The 18,502-nt window shown below is 64.5% G+C and carries 19 protein-coding genes; 6 read left to right on the top strand and 13 right to left on the bottom strand.

The features are described 5' to 3' along the window. From GJ631_RS12825 to GJ631_RS12800, 6 genes are all read right to left on the bottom strand, one after another. Positions 1 to 1,538: acetyl/propionyl/methylcrotonyl-CoA carboxylase subunit alpha (locus tag GJ631_RS12825; RefSeq protein ID WP_156709533.1), on the bottom strand; the 1,538-nt coding region annotated here is incomplete at its 3' end. Between the two features lie 2 nt (positions 1,539 to 1,540). Then, positions 1,541 to 2,707 carry an acyl-CoA dehydrogenase family protein gene (locus GJ631_RS12820; RefSeq protein WP_156709532.1) on the bottom strand — a complete coding sequence of 389 codons (1,167 nt, stop codon included), beginning with the start codon at positions 2,705 to 2,707 and terminating at the stop codon, positions 1,541 to 1,543. A gap of 78 nt (positions 2,708 to 2,785) precedes the next feature. Continuing rightward, positions 2,786 to 4,468: an acyl-CoA synthetase gene (locus GJ631_RS12815; protein ID WP_156709531.1), complete on the bottom strand. Its 1,683-nt coding sequence runs from the start codon at positions 4,466 to 4,468 to the stop codon at positions 2,786 to 2,788. Between the two features lie 173 nt (positions 4,469 to 4,641). Then, positions 4,642 to 6,069, bottom strand: coding sequence for a prenyl carboxy-lyase (locus tag GJ631_RS12810; RefSeq protein ID WP_370518668.1), 1,428 nt, complete (start codon positions 6,067 to 6,069; stop codon positions 4,642 to 4,644). Then, a complete protein-coding gene (locus GJ631_RS12805; RefSeq protein ID WP_156709530.1) occupies positions 6,066 to 7,568 on the bottom strand; it encodes a UbiD family decarboxylase in 1,503 nt (500 codons plus the stop codon). The genes GJ631_RS12810 and GJ631_RS12805 overlap by 4 nt, the downstream gene beginning before the upstream one ends. Beyond that, a complete protein-coding gene (locus GJ631_RS12800) occupies positions 7,568 to 8,062 on the bottom strand; it encodes a ubiD operon protein (RefSeq protein ID WP_156709538.1) in 495 nt (164 codons plus the stop codon). The genes GJ631_RS12805 and GJ631_RS12800 overlap by 1 nt, the downstream gene beginning before the upstream one ends. Before the next feature lie 314 nt (positions 8,063 to 8,376). On the opposite strand from GJ631_RS12800, the gene GJ631_RS12795 reads away from it, so the two are divergent. Beyond that, the gene (locus tag GJ631_RS12795; protein ID WP_156709529.1) at positions 8,377 to 8,613 is read left to right on the top strand and encodes a hypothetical protein; all 237 of its coding nucleotides are present in this window, start codon (positions 8,377 to 8,379) and stop codon (positions 8,611 to 8,613) included. A gap of 36 nt (positions 8,614 to 8,649) precedes the next feature. Here the strand turns inward: GJ631_RS12795 and GJ631_RS12790 are convergent, their stop codons facing one another. The 3 genes from GJ631_RS12790 to GJ631_RS12780 form a co-directional block, all read right to left on the bottom strand. Beyond that, a complete protein-coding gene (locus GJ631_RS12790; RefSeq protein ID WP_156709528.1) occupies positions 8,650 to 9,657 on the bottom strand; it encodes a LamG-like jellyroll fold domain-containing protein in 1,008 nt (335 codons plus the stop codon). A gap of 64 nt (positions 9,658 to 9,721) precedes the next feature. Beyond that, positions 9,722 to 10,693, bottom strand: coding sequence for an NADPH:quinone oxidoreductase family protein (locus GJ631_RS12785; RefSeq protein WP_156709527.1), 972 nt, complete (start codon positions 10,691 to 10,693; stop codon positions 9,722 to 9,724). A 119-nt stretch (positions 10,694 to 10,812) separates the two neighbouring features. Next, positions 10,813 to 11,685, bottom strand: coding sequence for an NAD+ synthase (locus tag GJ631_RS12780; protein ID WP_370518667.1), 873 nt, complete (start codon positions 11,683 to 11,685; stop codon positions 10,813 to 10,815). A 280-nt stretch (positions 11,686 to 11,965) separates the two neighbouring features. On the opposite strand from GJ631_RS12780, the gene GJ631_RS12775 reads away from it, so the two are divergent. Then, entirely contained in the window at positions 11,966 to 13,378 is a 1,413-nt protein-coding gene (locus tag GJ631_RS12775; protein WP_156709526.1) for an FAD-binding oxidoreductase, read from the top strand. Positions 13,379 to 13,405: 27 nt separating this feature from the next. Here GJ631_RS12775 and GJ631_RS12770 read toward each other — a convergent pair whose 3' ends face one another. Both GJ631_RS12770 and GJ631_RS18655 read right to left on the bottom strand, forming a co-directional pair. After that, the gene (locus GJ631_RS12770) at positions 13,406 to 13,501 is read right to left on the bottom strand and encodes a PGF-CTERM sorting domain-containing protein (RefSeq protein ID WP_156709525.1); all 96 of its coding nucleotides are present in this window, start codon (positions 13,499 to 13,501) and stop codon (positions 13,406 to 13,408) included. Beyond that, positions 13,498 to 14,499: a hypothetical protein gene (locus GJ631_RS18655; RefSeq protein ID WP_197425050.1), complete on the bottom strand. Its 1,002-nt coding sequence runs from the start codon at positions 14,497 to 14,499 to the stop codon at positions 13,498 to 13,500. The genes GJ631_RS12770 and GJ631_RS18655 overlap by 4 nt, the downstream gene beginning before the upstream one ends. A 174-nt stretch (positions 14,500 to 14,673) precedes the next feature. Here GJ631_RS18655 and GJ631_RS12760 point away from each other — a divergent pair, with 174 nt between their 5' ends. The 3 genes from GJ631_RS12760 to GJ631_RS12750 are packed head-to-tail and all read left to right on the top strand — an operon-like array spanning position 14,674 to position 17,120. Beyond that, positions 14,674 to 15,861 (top strand): acyl-CoA dehydrogenase family protein, encoded by a 1,188-nt coding sequence (locus GJ631_RS12760; protein WP_156709524.1) that lies wholly within the window; start codon positions 14,674 to 14,676, stop codon positions 15,859 to 15,861. A 50-nt stretch (positions 15,862 to 15,911) separates the two neighbouring features. Further along, a complete protein-coding gene (locus tag GJ631_RS12755; protein WP_156709523.1) occupies positions 15,912 to 16,670 on the top strand; it encodes an NAD-dependent deacylase in 759 nt (252 codons plus the stop codon). Positions 16,671 to 16,718: 48 nt separating this feature from the next. Continuing rightward, on the top strand, positions 16,719 to 17,120 hold the full coding sequence (locus GJ631_RS12750) for a cupin domain-containing protein (RefSeq protein WP_156709522.1): 402 nt from the start codon (positions 16,719 to 16,721) through the stop codon (positions 17,118 to 17,120). On the opposite strand, the gene GJ631_RS12745 is transcribed toward GJ631_RS12750, so the two are convergent. Then, positions 17,121 to 17,480, bottom strand: coding sequence for a hypothetical protein (locus GJ631_RS12745; protein ID WP_197425048.1), 360 nt, complete (start codon positions 17,478 to 17,480; stop codon positions 17,121 to 17,123). A 2-nt stretch (positions 17,481 to 17,482) separates the two neighbouring features. Then, on the bottom strand, positions 17,483 to 17,758 hold the full coding sequence (locus GJ631_RS12740) for a glutaredoxin family protein (protein ID WP_156709520.1): 276 nt from the start codon (positions 17,756 to 17,758) through the stop codon (positions 17,483 to 17,485). Positions 17,759 to 17,855: 97 nt separating this feature from the next. On the opposite strand from GJ631_RS12740, the gene GJ631_RS12735 reads away from it, so the two are divergent. Further along, positions 17,856 to 18,326 (top strand): peroxiredoxin family protein, encoded by a 471-nt coding sequence (locus GJ631_RS12735; RefSeq protein WP_156709519.1) that lies wholly within the window; start codon positions 17,856 to 17,858, stop codon positions 18,324 to 18,326. The last annotated feature ends 176 nt before the right edge of the window (positions 18,327 to 18,502 follow it).

Here is an 18,502-nt window from a genome sequence, read left to right as displayed (position 1 = left end):
CCCCCAGCATCGCCGCCGGCGCTTCCGCCCCCGCCGCCACCGTCTGCCTCGCCAGCCGTCGACGTGAGGCCCTCCTCGACGACGACGTCGAACCGTTGCCCGTCGACCTCGACGGCGAGTTCGGCTGTCCGTGGCTGGCCGTCCCCGCCGGCGGTGCTGTCGGTTCCCCACCGGTCGACGGCGTCGGCGATGGCCGCCTCGTCGAGTTCTTGGTCGAGATATTTCGTGGTGTGGCTCCCGGAGACGAACACCTCGTCGTCGAGCATGAGCCGGTGGAACGGAATCGTCGTCGCGACACCATCGACGTCGAAGTGGCCGAGGGCGCGTTTCGAGCGGGCGAGACAGCGTTCGCGGTCCTCGGCGTGGACGATGAGTTTCGCTATCATCGAATCGTAGTCGCCACCGATTTCGTCGCCCTGTGTGACCGCATCGTCCAGTCGGACGCCGATGCTGGTCGGCGGGTCGTACGTCTCAAGGACACCCGGCGTGGGGGCGAACTCCTCGGCGGGGTTCTCCGCGTTGATGCGGAACTCGATGGCGTGGCCCTCGATGTCGACCTCGTCCTGTGTAAAGGTCAACGCCTCGCCGGCGGCGACCCGCAACTGCCACCGGACCAGGTCGATGCCGGTCACCTCCTCGGTGGCCGTGTGCTCGACCTGGATGCGGGTGTTGACTTCCATGAAGTAGAACTCGCCGTCCTCGACGAGGAACTCGACCGTCCCGGCGTTCGTGTAGCCGGCTTCGCGGACGCCCTGACGGGCAGCCTCGCCGATTTCCGCCCGAAGGTCGGCATCGAGGGCCGGACTGGGCGCCTCCTCGATGACCTTCTGGTGGCGGCGCTGCAGCGAGCAGTCACGCTCCCCCAGATGCCGGACGTTACCGTGTTCGTCGGCGATGATTTGCACCTCGATGTGTTTCGGCGCTTCGAGGTACTTCTCGACGTACACCGAGTCGTTGTCGAAGTAGGCCTCGCCCTCGCGTTTGGCGCTCTCGAGAGCGTCGTCGACTTCCTCGGCGCTCCGGACGATTTTCATCCCGCGGCCGCCGCCACCGCCTTCGGCCTTGATGGCGAGGGGGTACCCGTACTCCTCGCCCAGTTTTCGGACCTCCTCGGCGTTTTCGACGGGGTCGGTCGTCCCGGGGACGACCGGCACGCCAGCCTCCTGCATGACCGTTCGGGCCTTCGTCTTCTCGCCGAGGGTCCGCATGGCGTCGCTCGGCGGTCCGACCCACGTGATGTCGTCGGTCTCCTCGACCCGGCGGGCGAACTCGGCGTTCTCAGCGAGGAAGCCGTAGCCGGGGTGGATGGCGTCGGCACCCGCCTGCTGGGCCGTCTCGATGATGGTCTCCTGGTCGAGATACGAGTCGCTGGCCGGCGCGGGGCCGACGTTGTACGCTTCGTCGGCGTAGTCGACGTGGCCGGCGTTGCGGTCGGCGTCGCTGTAGACAGCGACGGTGTCGATGCCGAGTTCCTCACAGGCGGCCATCACGCGGACGGCGATTTCGCCGCGATTCGCGACGAGTACTTTCTCGAACATGGTCAGTAGGACTTCGGGAAGCCGAGTTGCTGGCTGATGTGGTTGTACGCCATCTGCTGGGACACCGGCGCCAGTCGCGTGAGGTTGATTTCCCGCCACCAGCGCTCGACGTCGTACTCCTTGGCGTAGCCCCAGCCGCCGAAGGCCTGCATCGACTGTTTGACCGCCTCGATGCCGGCGTTGACGGCCGTCGCCTTCGCGACGTTGGTCTCGTAGCCGCAGTCCTCGCCGTGGTCGTAGAGCCAGGCGGCCTTCTCGCGCATGAGCGTCGCCGTCTCCATCTCCGCGTAGGCCTGGGTGATGGGGAAGGAGACGCCCTGATGGCTCCCGACGGGTGCGTCGAACACCTCGCGGTCGTTGGCGTACTCGATGGCGGTATCGGCCGCGAGTTTGCCGATTCCGGTCCCAGCGGCGGCGAAGCCGATACGCTCGGGGTTGAGCATGTCGACCAGCGTCCACCAGCCGCTGTCTTTCTCGCCCAGCAGGTTCTCCTTGGGGACGCGGACGTCCTCGATGAAGACCTCACAGGACTTCGAGTAGTTGATGCCGTGTTTGGGGATGGGCGAGACGTCGATGCCGGGGTCGTCCATGTCGACGACGAACAGGCTGATGCCGTCGACGCCGCGGTCGACCTCCTCGCGAGGGGTCGTCCGCGTGACGAGAATCATGTTGTCGGCCCGGTCGGAGAAGGTAATCCACGCCTTGTTCCCGTTGAGGACGTACTCGTCGCCGTCCTTCTCGGCACGGGTCGCGACGTTGAGCGTGTTCGTGCCCGCTTCCGGTTCGGTGATGCCGATAGAGAAGTTCCGGTCGCCGGCCGCGATGTCGGGCAGGTACCGCTCTTTCTGGTCGTCGGTGCCGTGCTCGCGGATGCCGACGGCGGCCATCCCGGCGGTCAACACCAGATACCAGGTGCCGGCCATGCCACAGCCTTCCGCACACAGCGTCTCCATGGCAAGGCCCATCTCCTGCATGCCCATGCCGGCGCCCTCGTACTCCTCGGGCACCAGCAGGCCGTGGAAGCCGGCCGCACCGAGTTCGTCCCAGAACTCCTGGGCGAACTCGCCGTCTTCTTCTTTCTCACGCCAATACTCCGGTCCGTACTCGCCCGCGATATCCTCGGCGGTCGAGCGTATCATCGAACGCTCCTGTGTGGTTTCGAAATTCATGGGTTGTAGTGTGGATGGAAACAGCGAACAGCGGTTCGACGGCAGCGGCCGTCGCGTTACCGTAGCCGGTGTGGGCGCTCAGGCGCTCACTTCGGCCTCTTCTTCGGCCTCGTCTTGCAGTTCGGTCCGTCGAATCTTCCCGGTCACCGTCTTGGGCAGTTCCTCGACGAACTCGATTTCGCGGGGATACTCGTGGGCGGACAGTTCCTCCTTCACGTGGGTTTTGACGGTCTCCTTCAGGTCCTCCGAGGGGGTGGCACCCTCACTGGGCACGACGTAGGCCTTGACGATGTTGCCCCGCTCGGGGTGGGGTTTGGGGACGACAGCGGTCTCGGCGACGGCTTCGTGTTCGCCGAGTGAACTCTCGACCTCGAAGGGGCCGATTCGGTAGCCCGACGAGAGGATGACGTCGTCGGCCCGTCCTTCGAACCAGAAGTAGCCGTCCTCGTCTTTGTGTGCGAGGTCCCCGGAGAGATACCACTCGCCGTCCGGGCCGTCGATGAAGCAGTCGGCGGTCTTCTCGGGCTTTTGCCAGTATTCGTCGAAGAAGCAGGGGTACTCACCGCGCTCGGCGATTTCGCCGGTCTCGCCCGGCCCGAGCACCTCGCCCGTCTCGGGGTCGACGATGTCGGCTTCGATGCCCGGCAGGGGTTTGCCCATCGAGCCGGGACGGAGTTCCATCGTCGGGTAGTTGTTGATAATCATGTTGCCCGTCTCGGTCTGGCCGTAGGTGTCGAGGATGGTGACGCCCAGCGACTCCTCGCCCCACTCGACGACGCCCGCAGAGAGGGGTTCGCCGATGGACAGCGCGTGTCGGAGGTCGAGGTCGACGCCGTCGAGGACCTCCTCGTGTTCGCGGAGCATCCGGTAGGCCGTCGGCACCGAAAACAGCACGGTGATGGGGTACTCGTCGAGGAGGTCGGCCCACTCCTCGGGGTCGAACTCGCCCTCGTAGGTGAACAGCGAACTCCCCCAGAACCACGCACCGAGGGTGTTGATGGCCCCGGTCAGCCAGCCGAGGTCGCCCGTCGACCAGTAGAGGTCACCCTCCTGGAGGTCGACGGTGTAGCGTTGCGTGGCTGCGACGCCCGCAATCCAGCGGTGTTTATGCAGGACGCCCTTCGCCAGTCCGGTCGTCCCGGAGGTGTAGTACAACATTGCGTCGTCTTCGCCGCCGGTCTCGGCGGCGTCGTACTCGGTGCTCGCGTCGTCCAGTGCCGTGTTGAAGACGACATCCTCGGCGGGGGCGCCCGTGCCACGGTCGACGGTGATGACGTGTTCGACCGTCGGCGCGTCATCTAGGGCGTCGGCGACGGTGTCGCGGTTGTCGGTGGTCGTGACGACGACTTTCGCGTCACAGTCGTCGAGCCGATAGGAGATGCCGTCGGGGCCGAATCGCTCGTTGACGCTCCCCCAGACGGCGCCGCGCTTGAGCGTTCCCACGAGGGCGACGTAGTGTTCGGGAATCCGCGGCATATACGAGAAGACACGGTCGCCCTCCTCGACACCGAGGTCTTCGAGGACGTTCGCGAACTGGCTCGACCGGTTGGCCAGTTCCCAGAACGTCAGTTTGTTCAGTTCGCCGTCGGTGCCGACCTGATACAGCGCCACCTTCTCGCGGTCGGTGGCGTGACGGTCGGCTACTTCGTGTCCGACGTTCAGTTCTTCGGGTGCATCCCAGTCCGCCTCCGCATAGATATCGTCCCACGAGAACTCCGCACGCACTGACTCGTAGTCCGGGAGATTGTGGCTCTCAACCATACAGTCTGCTCGGATAGCAAACCAATATATAAAAACTCCCTATTATTTTTACTCAGATATTATTTGAAAGAGGGTACGAACGAAGAATAAACGGATAGTTCACGGTTGACGTACTGCGTAAACGCTTCCGTTTTCGAAATATAATATTTCTTATCTTCGTTTTGGTGAGGGTTTCACTCCGGTGGCCCGCCGTCGAGGCCATCAGATATCGGGTCGCAGTCGGCCGGTTCCAACCCTCGGGCCGACCAGAACTCCCGAGCAAGTTCACGGACCGATTCGGGGAAGGACTCCTCGAAAGTCACTCGCGGGGCGAGATAGGAGTCGTCCCAGCGGGGGTCCCACGTCGCGTCCACGTACAGTCTGGCGCCTGTCGTCCCATCCTGTCGGTAGTTGGGGCGTTTCGCCGCAGGCGCGTCCGGTTCGCTGAACAGCCAGTCCCGGGAGGGGTGGGCCTTCACCCAGATGTCGCTCAACACGCGGCCGAAATCCCACGATGGGACGTCGCCGTCGACGATGACGACCGTATCGAACAGCGACGAGAAGGAAAACAGGATGTTGGCGAGTTGCCACTCGAAGCCGGCGTAAAGTACGTCGCTCGCCACGAAACAGACCCCGAGCTCCGTCGACGGCGGAAGCAGGAGCCACTCGACCGGGGAGATGCCCCAGTAGTTGTTGACGCGGTGATAGAGGTGGGCCGCCGTCGTCAGTCCGGTCAACTGCAAGTCGTCCGCCATCGGCCGCCCGACCGGCGAAACGGGGACGACCGGGTCCTCGGTCGCGACGACGCGGGTCACGTCGAGGGCGAGGGACGCTCCCGCGACGGCGTGCTCCCAGGCTTCCCGTCGGTCGGGTTCGAAATCGGGCTGGGAATCCGCGACGGTCGCCTCGACGACGACCTCCGTCGCGCTCGGGACGCGACCGCCGTTGGTCGGCACGAGCGGTACCGCACCCTCGACACCGGTCTTCCGGATGGGGGATTCGACCCGGTCGGCGACCGCCAGCAGGTACGCCGCAGTGATGGCGGCGGGGGGAACGCCGAGTGCGATGGCAACGGTGTCACCGTCGTCGGAAAGCGACGCCAGCGACGCGGGCACGCGAACCCGGAGGGTGTCGGTACCCACGACGACGCCGTAGACCGGCGCCCAGTGTGTGCCGGCGTCGGTCGTAATCGAGGCGACACCGAGGGAGATGACCGGCCACGTGTCGTCGACACCACGCGGGAACGAAAGCGCCTGCAGGTCCTCCAGTGTCCGCGAGGCCGCCTGTGGGGTGTAGGTAGTTTTCCCAGGGGTCCCGGTCGGCCCGAGGCCGACGACGGTATCCAGCAAGTCCACGAGCGGCGCCTCCGCATCGAGGCCGAGACCGAGCGACAGCCGCGACCACGGGGCGGACTCACGGCAGTGCATCTGGTCCGGACCGCTGAAAACCCCGCTTGCCAGGTCGACGCCGTCGTCTCGCTCGAACCGGAGTGCCGGACCGTTTCCATCCAGCGCCTCCGCCGCGAGGACGTCCACCGGAACGTCGCCCCGTTGACCGTCGGTGACGGCTACCAAGTCGTCGTCGCGCCGTAGGCCGCGCAGATAATCCGCGAAGGGAATCACTCGGTCTCACCCCTCGACTCGTCGGAGCCGAACTCGGCCCCTGAGACGCCTGCCTCCCGGAGAACCGCCCGTGCCCGCTTCCGTAGCTCTTCGTCGGCGTGACGCCGTACCCACTCGCCGTCGGTCGTCGCGTCGACGTAGGCCTTCGCCGTCTTGGCCTTCGACGTCCCCACGTCGGCGCCCTCCTTCTCATCCGGGGTCTGATAGATGTTGAGCGGGACCTTCGGCATGCGCTCGACGCCGAACTGGTGGAAATCCTCGTCGGGGTCAGCCTCGAGGGCGACCGCCGTCAGGACCGCCCGAGGTTCGAAGGGGTCGACGTCGGCGTCCACGAAGACGAAAAAGTCGATGTGGAGCATCCCCCACGTCGTGAAAACGAAGTTGGCGAGTTCGTGAAGATAGCCCGGGTAGGGACAGTCGGTGGCGATGACCCAGACCGTCCGAGAGGTGAACCGCCACGGCACCGCGAACTCGACGTCGAACCCCGCCGCCCGGAGCCCCAGCGTCGCGTCCGGGCCGGCGGCGGCGACTTCAAGCGTGCTACTGGAGTTCCGGTCGTAGCCCACGCCCGACCCTTCGACACAGAAGGGGACACGCGGCGCCCTCCGGTGGGTAATCGCGTCGATTTCGAACGTCGGCATCGACCGGCGCGGCCCGTTCATGTAGCCGAAGTAATCGCCGAACGGCCCCTCGTCGAGGCGTTCGCCGGGCAGTACGCGCCCCTCGATGACGAGCTCTGCCGACGCCGGCACCAAGAGGTCGCTCGTCTCACAGGTAACGAGGTCGACGGGCTCTTCTTTCAGCCCGCCCGCGAAGGTCGCCTCGCTCCGTCCGCTGGGAATCCACATGTCGGCGCTGTACTCGACGGCGGGTTCGGCGCCGACGACAGCGGCGACCGGCATCGGCTCGTCGCGACGCTCGTACTGGTAGTAATAGAGGTTCGGCACCTGCTCGCCGGCCAACAGGAGCAGACTCGCCTGCGTCTCGTCGTGGAGCATCATGCGATGGCTCGACCAGCGGCCCCACTCGCTGTCGGGTGCCGGCGCGACAAGCGTCTGGAGGTTCGAGTAGCGGCCGCCGTCGCCCTGATGGATGTAGGGCCACGGGAACGACAGGAGGTCGACGTCGCCGCCGGTCTTGACGACCTCCTTGCACGGTGCGGCCGGACGGTCGACGACGCGTGGCTCCCGAGGCGAGGAGAGCCGGTCGATAACGGCCGCGTAGTAGTCGGCGCCGCTCAGGTCACTCGCCATCCCGAGTGAGTGGGCGATACGGTCCCACGGTCGCTCGCGGGAGCCACGGTAGGGGTCTCCCACGAGGACGGCGTCCGTCTCCGATTCCGCTATCGACCGAAACGCCGGAATCGGACCGTCGCGTTGGTTGGCGAGCATCGTAATCGCACTCGCCTCCAGGTTCCAGGAGACGCTCGCCTCGAACTCCGCGAGGTCGCCGCCGTCGGCCAGTCGGTCGAGGTACGCGCGGAACGAATCGACCGCCATCACTCACGCTCCGAGAGCGCATCCCGGAGCGGGTCGCTCTCGAACTCGGTCCGGACGCTCTCGTAGGCCTCAAGCAAGGCTGGCCGTTCGGCTGCGAGTTGTTCGAAGGCGATTTCCCGGAGTGCGGCCGCGGTCGACTCGTACTGTCCCGACTCGACGAGATACCGCAGCACCACCTTCAGGTCGTTCGAGCGCGTGTTGATGATGTTCGAGGTCGAGGCCTGCTCGTCGGCAAGCCGGCGGAGCAGGTCCTCGTTGATACCAGCCGCATCGACCTCGTCGAGCAGTTCCACGTACCACTCCTTTCGGACGCTCTCGTGTGGTCCCGCGACGACCGTCAGCCGAGACGGGTCGGTGAGCTCGTCCGGTTCGCGGGCGATGCGCACCCGCGCCTCGAAGATGCGTTTCGTCTCGGCGTCGGTTATCTGGAGGGTCGTCTCGGTCCCTGGCTCCTCGGGAAGATGTTCCTCGGAGGTGAGATAGTGGTTCGACATGCGTAGGCGTGTATCCGGTGGTCGTCCGTGGGCCGCGCTTCCGTTGAGGTCGCCGTCGTCGTCGATGAGGCGGCCACCGCGATGTGGATACGTAGACAGGCGGACGCCACAACCAAGAGCGCTTGGTCTGGCCGGCCGGGTGTGTCGACCGCCGGCGTCCAGAACCCGCTGTCTGACGAAGTAGCGCGTCGGCGGGCTCAATCCAGCGCCGACCGAAAGCCCCACGAACAGGACGAAAACAGGCCCCGGAACGCGCTGGCTGGAGTCCCCAAAGAAGCGCTAGCGGTAAATGCCTGACACCGCTACCGTAACCAATGACGAAAAAGCACGTCACAGTCTCCTGTCGGGCGTGTGACCGAACGGAGACGTTCGAAACGCTCGGAACGGCCCGGGAGTTCATCGAGACACACCGAACGGAGACGGGCCACGAAGCGACGTGGGAACTCCCCTCGCTTGCGTCCGGCGTCGAGCGCGCCGGCGCCGATGCCGGTGTCTGTGGGCGTCCGGAGTGTACGACGACGGAGTCGCCACTCTATCAGGACGAGGAATAGGAAGGAGGGATACAATCGCCCAGTGGCGAGGGCCAATCACTCCAAAACGCGCGTCAGCATCTCGACTTGGTGGTCATCGAAGGCGGTGTAGTACAGCCGGAACTCGTACATGCGGCCGTCGAAGTACTGTATGTCATCGGGGTCGTTCTTCCCTAACTGCATCTCTCCCATGTTCACGTCCGACGTGTACGTCGCGTTGGCGACTTCGGTACCGTTGAGATAGAGTCGATACGTTTCGCCATCGTAGGTTCCCACGGCTACGTACGTTTTGTCGGGTTCGATGATGTCGTCCGCCGTTCGAATCTTATGTCCGTCTTCCCAGTTCACCGCGAACTGGAGGGCATCGTCGTTCGTCGTCTCGATGTGCCACTCCTCGGAACCGCTGTTGTGTTCGACGAGCTGTTGAACGTCTCCGTTGCTGTCGACTTCGAACGTGACTGCGACGGTGAATTCTTCGACATCGCCAACCCCGGCAGTCTTCAGGTCGTCGACCGCGACATAATCGTCGGACCCATCGAACTCTAGTGCTGACCCTTGTCCGGTTTCGACCCACTGTGGGGAATTTTGAAACGTCCCATCGTTGCCGTTCCGCGAGTGGTCTTCTACTGTCGTGCCGCCCCCAGTGAATGGATAATACGCCACGAAGTCGCCGGCTTCGCCGGCTTCGAACTGCTCGCGGACGAGGACGGTCGCGTCCTCGTTTTCCGTGACGAGCATCACCTCGTCGCCCGGTGCCGTCGGGAGGAATATCTCACGACCGGTCGCGTTGCCGTCGACGGTCGCAATCGACTCGCCGTTGAGTCGAACGTCGACGTCGTTGCTTCCGGTGACCTCCGGTACGAGCGCCGTTCCGGCGTTGGTCGAATCGAGACTCACGGCGGTGTCCTGTGTCGGGGCGATGCCGGGGTCGGCGACGCCGAGTAACATCGCGACGGTGACGGCTGCGAGCGCGACGGTAATCGCAATCATGAGCGCCACACCGACGACTGGCGACATGCCGCTGTCGTCGGCGTACAACCGCTGGAGGCGGCGCTCGGAATCCACACACCACGTTCGGCCAAAAAATATAAAACGGTTGGTGGAGACTCACCGTGCCGAATCCGAGGGGTTACGGCTGCAGGACGACCTTGCCGCTGGATTTGCGGTCCTCGATGAACTGGTGGGCGTCGGCGGCGTCCTCGAGGTCGAACGTGTGGCCGACCTGCACTTCGAGCGTGCCGTCGCCGAGCAGCTGTGTCAGTTCCGGAACGGCGCCCATCACCTTCATCGGCTGTTGTTCGATGGCGCGTCCGAGGTGGTAACCGATGACGGTCTTGTTGCCGAACAGGAGGTCGGCGGTGTTGGGCCGGCCTGGTTCGCCCGCGGCGGCGCCGTAGGAGACCATGCGCCCGAAGTCGGTCAGCGCCGCGAGGCTCTCGTCGGAGGTCTCGCCGCCGATGCCGTCCAACACGAGGTCGACGCCTTCGCCGTCGGTGAGGTCGTTCACGCGGTCGACGAAGTCCTCCTCGGTGTACTGAATCGCGTGGTCCATCCCGAGGTCTTCCGCCATCGAGAGTTTCTCCGGCGTCGAGGCGGTACCGAACACCTCCGCACCGGCCTCGTCGGCCAACTGCACCGCGGCGCTGCCGACGCCGCCCGCGGCGGCGTGAATCAGGACAGATTCTCCCTCTTCGAGCCCGCCCCACTCGTGGAGGCAGTTGTGGGCGGTGAGCCACTGGACGGGGAAGCCGGCGGCCTCCTCGAAGCTCATCTCGCCGGGGATATCGAGGAGTCCGCGAGCGTCGGCGACCGCGTACTCGGCGTAGCCGCCACCGTTGACCAGCGAGACGACCTCGTCGCCGACCTCCCGTCCGACGCCCTCGCCGACCGCGTCGATAACGCCTGCAACCTCCATGCCGGGGGTGTACGGCGGTTCGGGGCCGCCCTGATAGTGTCCGCGCCGTTGCATGATGTCGGCGAAGTTGATGCCGGCGGCTTTCACGTCGATTCGGACCTGTCCCTCGCGGGGTTCGGGTGGTTCCGTCTCGGTCAGTGCCAGCGTGTCGGCATCGCCGAACTCGGTAATCTCGATTGCTCGCATCGTACTGTCGACGTGCGCGCCCTGGCCTTATCAATGTTAACCGAAAACTATGATTGGCGGAAGAGTGTTAAGACGCTTGGCAGCAGGAAGCAGGTCTGCGCTGCAGCGACCGATGAGGCTCAGAGCCGGCCTTCGAGTTCACAGAACAGGCCCTCGGCGTTGGTTCGGTCCGTTTCTGGTTTCGGCACAGGCTGGCGTTTGTGTTCGGTTTTCAGATACAGTTCGGCGTACTCGCGGACGGTTTCGGGGTCGATTCCCAACTCGTCGGCGGTCCCCCCGACGCCGAGGTTCTCGTCGACGAGACCGTACAGTAACACGTCGAGGAGTCCGTACGGCGCGCCGAGTTCATCCTCGTCGGTCTGTCCGGCCCACAGTCCCGCAGTGGGCGTCTTCTGGACGATTTTTTGGGGAACGCCGACGTGACGGGCGAGCGCCTTCACTTCCGTCTTGTAGAGGTCCGCGAGGGGCCGGAGGTCTGCAGCCCCGTCGCCGTGTTTCGTGAAGTACCCCAACAGGAGTTCCGTCCGGTTGGAGGTCCCACAGACGAGTCGGCCGGTCACGTTGGCGGCGTAGTACGCGACGCTCATTCGAAGGCGGGCGATGGCGTTGCCCAGCGCGACCCGGTCGACTTCCTCGTCGATGGTCGGCGCCACGCTGTCCTCGAACATATCCAGCAACGGCTGCAGTTGCACCATCGTCGGGTCGACGCCGAGGTCCCGAGCGACCGAGTGGGCATCCAGGGTATCCACCGCGTCGGTGAGGTGACAGGGCAACACCAACGCGGTGACGTGCTCCGGACCGAGTGCTTCGACACAGAGGTGGGCGGTCAGCGTCGAGTCGATACCGCCGCTCAAACAGACGACGACGCCGTCGGCGCCGGCGTCAGTCACCGTTTCGCGAACGAAGTCGAGTACGTCCGCTCGGAGGGACTCCAGTTCGGACTCCTCCGTTCGGAACGTCACGTCCGGCATCCCGTCGACGGCAGCTATCACCGACCCTCACCTCCGGAAATCCTCACTGACCGAGGTTTTCGTTCATTGCCTTCTATTGCATGCAACTCGGCTTTCGTCTTTATATACGACTTATCCCGTGACGTACGTTTACTACTCACGCTATACGAACTCGATACGACCAACTAAAACCTTTCCACGAGGGTGTTCGTACACCTGATACTGTATTAGGGTAGGAACATAAACGAACCTCGGCTTCACCGATAAACCGCCCCCGTTGGACGCAAATAGGTTTAAGCGGATACGGCCATCCCCTCTGGGTATGACGTACGATTGTTCGTTCCTCTCGGACATCTCACTGGAGGGAACAGTGTCGTTCGGGGACTCGGCACGGGAGAACCACGCCGCCGACTGGGTAGCACAGGAAGCAGGCCTCGGCGTCACCCCCGACGCCGTGGTCTGGCCCGAATCGACCGCCGACGTGTCGGCCGTCCTCGAGGCCGCCCACGAGCGGGAGGTACCGGTGACACCCTATGCGGCCGGCACGTCGCTGGAGGGCAACGCCGTCCCGCTGTTCAAAGGCATCAGTATGGACATGACGAAGATGAACGATGTTCTCGACGTTCGCCCCGATGACTTCCAAATCGACGTCGAACCGGGCGTGATGGGCAACGTCGTCGACGAGACGGTCGTCGACCACGGCCTGTTCTTCCCGCCGATGCCTTCCTCGGCGAACCTCTCGACTATCGGCGGCATGATAATCAACGACGCCTCCGGCCAGAAGACCGTCAAGTACGGCGAAGTCGCCGACTGGGTGCTGGAACTCGAAGTCGTCCTCGCTGACGGAACGGTCATCGAGACGGGCAGTAAGGCCGTCAAGACCTCCTCCGGATACAACCTCAAGAACCTCATCATCGGCAGCGAGGGCACCCTCGGAGTCGTCACGCGCGCGACGCTGGAGTTGGAGGGCATCCCCGAGCAAATCAAGGGCGGTCGCGCGGTCTTCGAGGAGATGGACGACGCCGCCGAAGCCGTCTTCGATGCCGTCCGGTCGGGCGTCGACGTGGCAAAAATCGAACTCATCGACCCGCTTGCCGCCGAAATGGCCAACGCCTACTTCGACACTGGCCTCCCGGACGCACCGATGATTTTCGTCGAGTTCCACGCCAACCACGGCATCGAGGAGGAAATCGAGTTCTGTCGGGCCATCTTCGAATCCCACGATGTCGAGCGGTTCGAGATGGCCGAAGACGAACGGATGGACGAACTCTGGCGCGCACGCGACGAACTCGCCTTTGCAGTTCAGCAATACGATACCGACCTGGAACACCGACACCCCGGCGACGTGACCGTCCCCATCAGCAAGTACCCCGACATCATCCGCCACGCCAAGGAACTCGCGGACGAACACGACATCCTCATGCCCTGCTTCGGTCACGCCGGCGACGGTAACGTCCACTACGTCGCGTTGGTCGACCCCGACGACGAGGAGATGGTCGAGGTCGCCGAGGAAATATACGACGCCATCGTCGAGAAGGCAATCGAGTGGGGCGGCACCGCCACCGGCGAACACGGCATCGGCATGGGGAAACGGAAGTTCCTCGAGTTAGAGCACGGCAAGGGGGGCGTCGAGGCGATGCGGGCGGTCAAACGCGCCCTCGACCCCAAGGACATCCTCAACCCCGGGAAGATGTTCCCAGAAACCGAAGACGAGGGTGTTCGCGTGAACCTCTGACCTGTCGAAAAACAGCCCGCGTGGAGTTCACCGCCGACGCTGGAGGTAGAGCGCACTCGCCAGCAGCGACAGCAGCGCGGCCAGCGAGCCGAACCCGGTGCCGTCTCCCGCAGTCGGCGTCATGCCGGTGTTCGCGTTACCCCCACCGCCTCCGCCCCCCGTTGGCGTCGGTTGCTGTGGGTGCAGCCGTCTCCTCGGGCGGTTCGGTGGGTGTCGGCATGTCGTTTGCGTCGGTCGGTGGGGGCGGTCTCCTCGGGCGGTTCGGTGGGAGTCGGCGTGTCGTCGGGCGCTGCCGTCGGCGTCGGCGTGGATTCGGGCGTTGCGGTCGGCTCGGGCGTTGCGGTCGTCGTCGGGTCGGTCCCCCCGCTTCCGGGCGCCGGGCCGAGTTGCTCTTCGGCCTCGGCGCGGCTGTCGCACTCACAGACATAGAGGTAGTTCGACTTGGCGTTGATTCCCGCTTTGTTCGCGTCCTCGGAGGGCTCCGTCCCACGGCCGTTGTCGGCGGCGGTGCCGTTGATGAACCCCTGTACCTGATACCAGCCGGGTTCGCTCGTCACGGTGAGACAGGTGCCGTCCTGTGACCCGGCGCCCTGAGCGGCGACGATTTGGCTCCGGGGGGTCGCGTAAGGTGGGTCCCCCGCGAAGTCGCTCCAATCGTAGAAGTCGATAGTGATGCCGTCGTCCCGGAAGTTCGTGTTCTTCTGTTTCTGGACGAGGTCCTCGTCGATTTTCGTCCCCGAGAGATTGCTACCGCGGTCGATACCGAAGACGGCCGTGTTCGGGATATCGCAGGCGGAGTAGTCTATCCAGTCGGCATCGAGGATGACGTAGTCCATGTAGACGCCTTCCTCGTCGGTTTCCGCCCGGACCGCCTCCGCACCGGTCGCGAAGTACTCGATGCTGCCGTTCTCCTGGTTTTGGTCGCCGGGGTAGTGGTCCGTCGTGTACGGGAAGTTCACCGTGAAGTTCGCCTCCTCGGTGTAGTCGTCGGCCTCTGCCTTCGTGTGGCCGTCGGCGGCGACGGGCGTTCCGAGCGTGGCGAGAACGGCGAGGCCCGCGACCGCCGCCGTCACCACCAAGAGTGTCCGCACCCCCGAACTGTGGTGTCGAGTGGCTGGCATGGCGTGACAATCCTCACAGACGACTACGACTACTGTGTGTCCTATGCGAGGCAGTTTATATTGGACTGTACAGCGGGACCGCTCCGTTCGCGCAACCGGGCGAACGGCCTCTTGAATACCCTCTTATGGCACGGTAAACCGCTTTGATGGTGACACCACGACGGTGTGACAGCGATGAGCGCACACCTAGACGACGAACACGAGATGATTCGGAACTCCACCCGGGAGTTCCTCGAGGCCGAAATCGAACCGGACCTGCCGGAAGCCGACCGGAAGCCGATGACCAAAGACGAAGCCATCGAGTACCAGCAGATGCTGGGCGAACTCGGCATCGGCCCCGGCGACACCGAAAGCGACGGCTTCGCCGACCCGATGACCTACACGGTGACCTCCGAGGAGATTTCGCGCGTGTGGCCGTCGCTCAATGTCACGCTGAACATGTCGTTCCCGACGATTTTCGCACCCTATGCGGGCGAGGAGACGGCCGCCGCCCTCGAAGACAAACTCGAAAATGGGTCCTGTATCGGCTGTATGGCCGTCACGGAACCCGACGGTGGCAGTGACACCGCAAACCCCGGAACGACCGCCGAGAAGGATGGCGACGAGTACGTCATCAACGGCGAGAAGACGTGGGTGTCGAACGCGCCCATCGCGGACATGGCGTTGGTCGTCGCACAGGACACAGACGCCGGCCAGCGGGACTTCTTTATCGTCGATACGGTCACCAACGACATCGAGACGCGCGAACTCGACAAACTCGGCTGGAAGGGCTCTCCGACCGGCCAGATTTTCTTCGATGACGTGCGCGTCCCCGAGGACAACAAACTGATGAACGCCGTGATGAACATGCTCGCCTCCGGGGAATCGGACCTCGCCGAGAACGAGATGTTCCAGACCGGGGACCCGCTCAACGCCATGTTCGCCTACATGCGGACGGGGATGGCGGCGATGTCGGTCGGCATCATGCAGGCCGCCTACGAGGCGGCCCTGGACTATTCGAAGGAACGAGAGGTCTTCGGCGGTCCCATCGCCGGCCACCAACTCGTCCAGGAGCACCTCTACAACATCCGCGCCGGCCTCGAAACGGGTCGACTGCTCACCTACGAGGCCGCCCGGAAGGTCGCCGAGGGCGACCCCGAAGCCCGAATGTACTCCTCGCTGGCGAAGGGGTGGGTGTGTGAGAAATCCGTCGACGTGGCCGACGAGGCGCTGCAGGTCCACGGGGGCAACGGCCTCTCGAAGGATTACCCGCTGGAGCGGTACTACCGCGACGCACGCACCATGACTATCCCCGACGGGACGACCGACATCCAGCAGTTGGTCGTCGGCAAGGAACTGACGGGCGTTCGCGCCTACAAGTAACCGCCGAACGCGCCGAGCGATTTTTTGCCGTCCGGGACCGACCCGAGGGTATGAACGAGCGGGAACTCGAATTCGCGGCGTCGGCGATACGCGACGCCGACTCTGTCGTCGCCTTGACCGGTGCCGGCGTCTCGACCGCCTCCGGAATCCCGGATTTCCGCTCGGAGGACGGTCTCTGGTCCGAGTACGACCCCAACGACTTCCACGTCCGTCGGTTCCGTGCCGACCCCGAGGGGTTTTGGCGCGACCGTCTCACGCTCGTCGAGGACCTCTTCGGGGACGAGGTCGACCCGAACCCGGCCCACGACGCTCTCGCGGAGCTGGAGTCTGCCGGCCACCTCGACGGCCTCATCACGCAGAACGTCGACGGACTCCATCAGGACGCCGGCAGCGACGACCCAATCGAGATTCACGGCAACGGTCAGCGGGTCGTCTGTACCGGCTGCAAGCGGCGCTTCGATGCCGACCCCGTCTTCGAGCGAGTCCGGGACGGCGAGGCGCCGCCGACCTGCGAGGACTGCGAGGACGTGCTGAAACCCGACGTAGTGCTGTTCGGCGAACAACTCCCCGAGCACGCGCTGTTTCAGGCACAGTCGCTTACCGAGAGCGCCGACGCCTTCCTCGCGGTCGGGTCCTCACTCACGGTCGAACCCGCGGCGTCGCTCCCCCGGGTAGCCGCCGAAAACGGCGCGACGCTCGTCATCGTCAACCTCGACCGCACGGAACTGTCCGGCCAGGCCGAATACGACTTCCGGGCCGACGTGACCGAGGCCCTGCCGCGTCTCGTCGAGAAAGTGCTCGCGGAGTGACGCCGGCGGCGTACCTTTTTGCCCTCGGCCCACCAGCAGTCAGTCGGTATGGATTACAAGGTCGTTGACCTCGACGACGTACCGATAACCGACCTCTCGGAAATCGACGGCATCCCGCCGACGCTGGACATCAAGCCAATCGGCGACCAACTCGGCCTCACCCAGATGCGGGCGACCGTCTGGTACTTCCAACCCGGCGAGGAGATTCAGTATCACGCCCACCGGGAACAGGAGGAACTGTACTTCGTCATGGAGGGCGAGTTCTCGCTGAAACTCGGCAAATCCGGCGAAGAGGAGTACGTCGACGCCGGCCCAGGGACGTTCTGGGTCGCCGAGCCGAAAATCGGCCACGGGCACCGCTACGTCGGCGACGACGAGGGTGTCGTCCTCTCCATCGGCGCGCCGCCGGTCGAGGACCCCGGACTCGACCCCCACTCACTGGACGAGTAATCAGTCGTCCGACGACGGCTCCACTCGGTCTCGAACCGCATCGAGTGCGCGATACGACCGGTGTTCGGCGACGGCAGTGGTGAGGATGAACGCGGCTATCGCGACCGCCCCGACCGACGCGGAATCACTGACGTCGACCACGTCGAGCGTCCGGTGAAACCAGAAAACGTCCGCCCACTGACTCCCGTGAAACGCCCACGCAACGGGGTGGGGATACACCTGCCCGATGTCGGGAATCATCCCCCATCCACCGCCGAGGAGCGTCCACACGCGCGGATAGGTGACGTTCGGGACGAACAGCGTCACGAGCAGTGTCGTGAGTGTCGCACCGACGGCGAAATGCGTAACCCCAAGCGACACGCTCAGAACTCGGTGTCGACTTCCGCCGGCGAGTCGGCGTCGCCGTAGGTCGTCTCCAGGAACTCGAAGATGCGCGCCGATTGGCTCATCGAGACTCCGTAATCGTCGTCGACGACGACGGGAACCTGTCGCTGTCCCGTTATCGCCTTCACTTCGTCGCGTTTGGAGTGTGGCCCCTCGACCCAGACGCTGTCGAACGGTACGTCCAACTCCTCGAGTTTGTCGACGACGAACTCACAGTACGGACAGCCCTCCAGTCGGTACAGCGTGATGGTCATACACACACCTCGTCGCGGGAGGGCAAAAACCCGACGGCGACCCGCGTCGACCGGACACTGGCGGCGTGTTTAAGGGTCCGGCGCCGGTTGACGTGGTATGCCACCATCTGCCGGCGACGACGCCCCCGATTTCGAGGCACTGCTGTGTGACGGCGAGACGTTCCGTCCTCGAACACTCGACGACGCGCTCGATGGCGGTGCGGTTCTCGTCTTCGACGGCTTCGTCTTCTCGGCCATCGCACAGAACTGGTGGCGTCGCTACGACGACGCCGGTTGGGACGAGTTTCCCGTTCCCGTCTACGGCATCGTCCGGGACGGCCCCTACTCGATAAACGAGTTCCTCAGACAACTCGACAGTCCGTTCTCCATTTTCTCGGACCTCAACGGTGACGCCGCCGAAGCCTTCGACCTGCTCGTCGAACGGCAGGGGATGGCCGGGACCAAAACGCCACGTCGGGCCGTCTTCGTCATCGACGGCGACGGAGAAGTGCAGTACGCTTGGGACACCGAAGAGTGGATTCATCCAGTTCCTCGGGAGGAAGTCGAGGAAGCCGTCGAGGAGTTGTAACGCGAGCGAGGCCACCGGGCCGAGCGAGCGCTTTTTCATCGACGTTTTTCGAGGAGAGGTGTGCGAGCGGAGCGAGCACACCCGACGAAGAAAAAGGCCGGAAGTAGTGGATTCACCCGGTTCCGCGGGAGGAAGTCGAAGAGGCCGTCGAGGAGTTGTAACGCGAACGAGGGCCA

This window comes from Natronomonas sp. CBA1123 (genome assembly GCF_009741925.1).
Lineage (GTDB): Archaea > Halobacteriota > Halobacteria > Halobacteriales > Haloarculaceae > Natronomonas.
This window is presented reverse-complemented; position numbering and strand designations above follow the sequence as displayed.

Coding starts and splice junctions, on each gene's coding strand:
- GJ631_RS12760 (WP_156709524.1), top strand. CDS start 14,674: ATGAGCGCACACCTAGACGACGAACACGAGATGATTCGGAACTCCACC.
- GJ631_RS12805 (WP_156709530.1), bottom strand. CDS start 7,568: ATGGCGGTCGATTCGTTCCGCGCGTACCTCGACCGACTGGCCGACGGC.
- GJ631_RS12740 (WP_156709520.1), bottom strand. CDS start 17,758: ATGACCATCACGCTGTACCGACTGGAGGGCTGTCCGTACTGTGAGTTC.
- GJ631_RS12770 (WP_156709525.1), bottom strand. CDS start 13,501: ATGACGCCGACTGCGGGAGACGGCACCGGGTTCGGCTCGCTGGCCGCG.
- GJ631_RS12755 (WP_156709523.1), top strand. CDS start 15,912: ATGAACGAGCGGGAACTCGAATTCGCGGCGTCGGCGATACGCGACGCC.
- GJ631_RS18655 (WP_197425050.1), bottom strand. CDS start 14,499: ATGCCAGCCACTCGACACCACAGTTCGGGGGTGCGGACACTCTTGGTG.
- GJ631_RS12815 (WP_156709531.1), bottom strand. CDS start 4,468: ATGGTTGAGAGCCACAATCTCCCGGACTACGAGTCAGTGCGTGCGGAG.
- GJ631_RS12735 (WP_156709519.1), top strand. CDS start 17,856: ATGCCACCATCTGCCGGCGACGACGCCCCCGATTTCGAGGCACTGCTG.
- GJ631_RS12800 (WP_156709538.1), bottom strand. CDS start 8,062: ATGTCGAACCACTATCTCACCTCCGAGGAACATCTTCCCGAGGAGCCA.
- GJ631_RS12820 (WP_156709532.1), bottom strand. CDS start 2,707: ATGAATTTCGAAACCACACAGGAGCGTTCGATGATACGCTCGACCGCC.
- GJ631_RS12775 (WP_156709526.1), top strand. CDS start 11,966: ATGACGTACGATTGTTCGTTCCTCTCGGACATCTCACTGGAGGGAACA.
- GJ631_RS12785 (WP_156709527.1), bottom strand. CDS start 10,693: ATGCGAGCAATCGAGATTACCGAGTTCGGCGATGCCGACACGCTGGCA.
- GJ631_RS12795 (WP_156709529.1), top strand. CDS start 8,377: ATGACGAAAAAGCACGTCACAGTCTCCTGTCGGGCGTGTGACCGAACG.
- GJ631_RS12750 (WP_156709522.1), top strand. CDS start 16,719: ATGGATTACAAGGTCGTTGACCTCGACGACGTACCGATAACCGACCTC.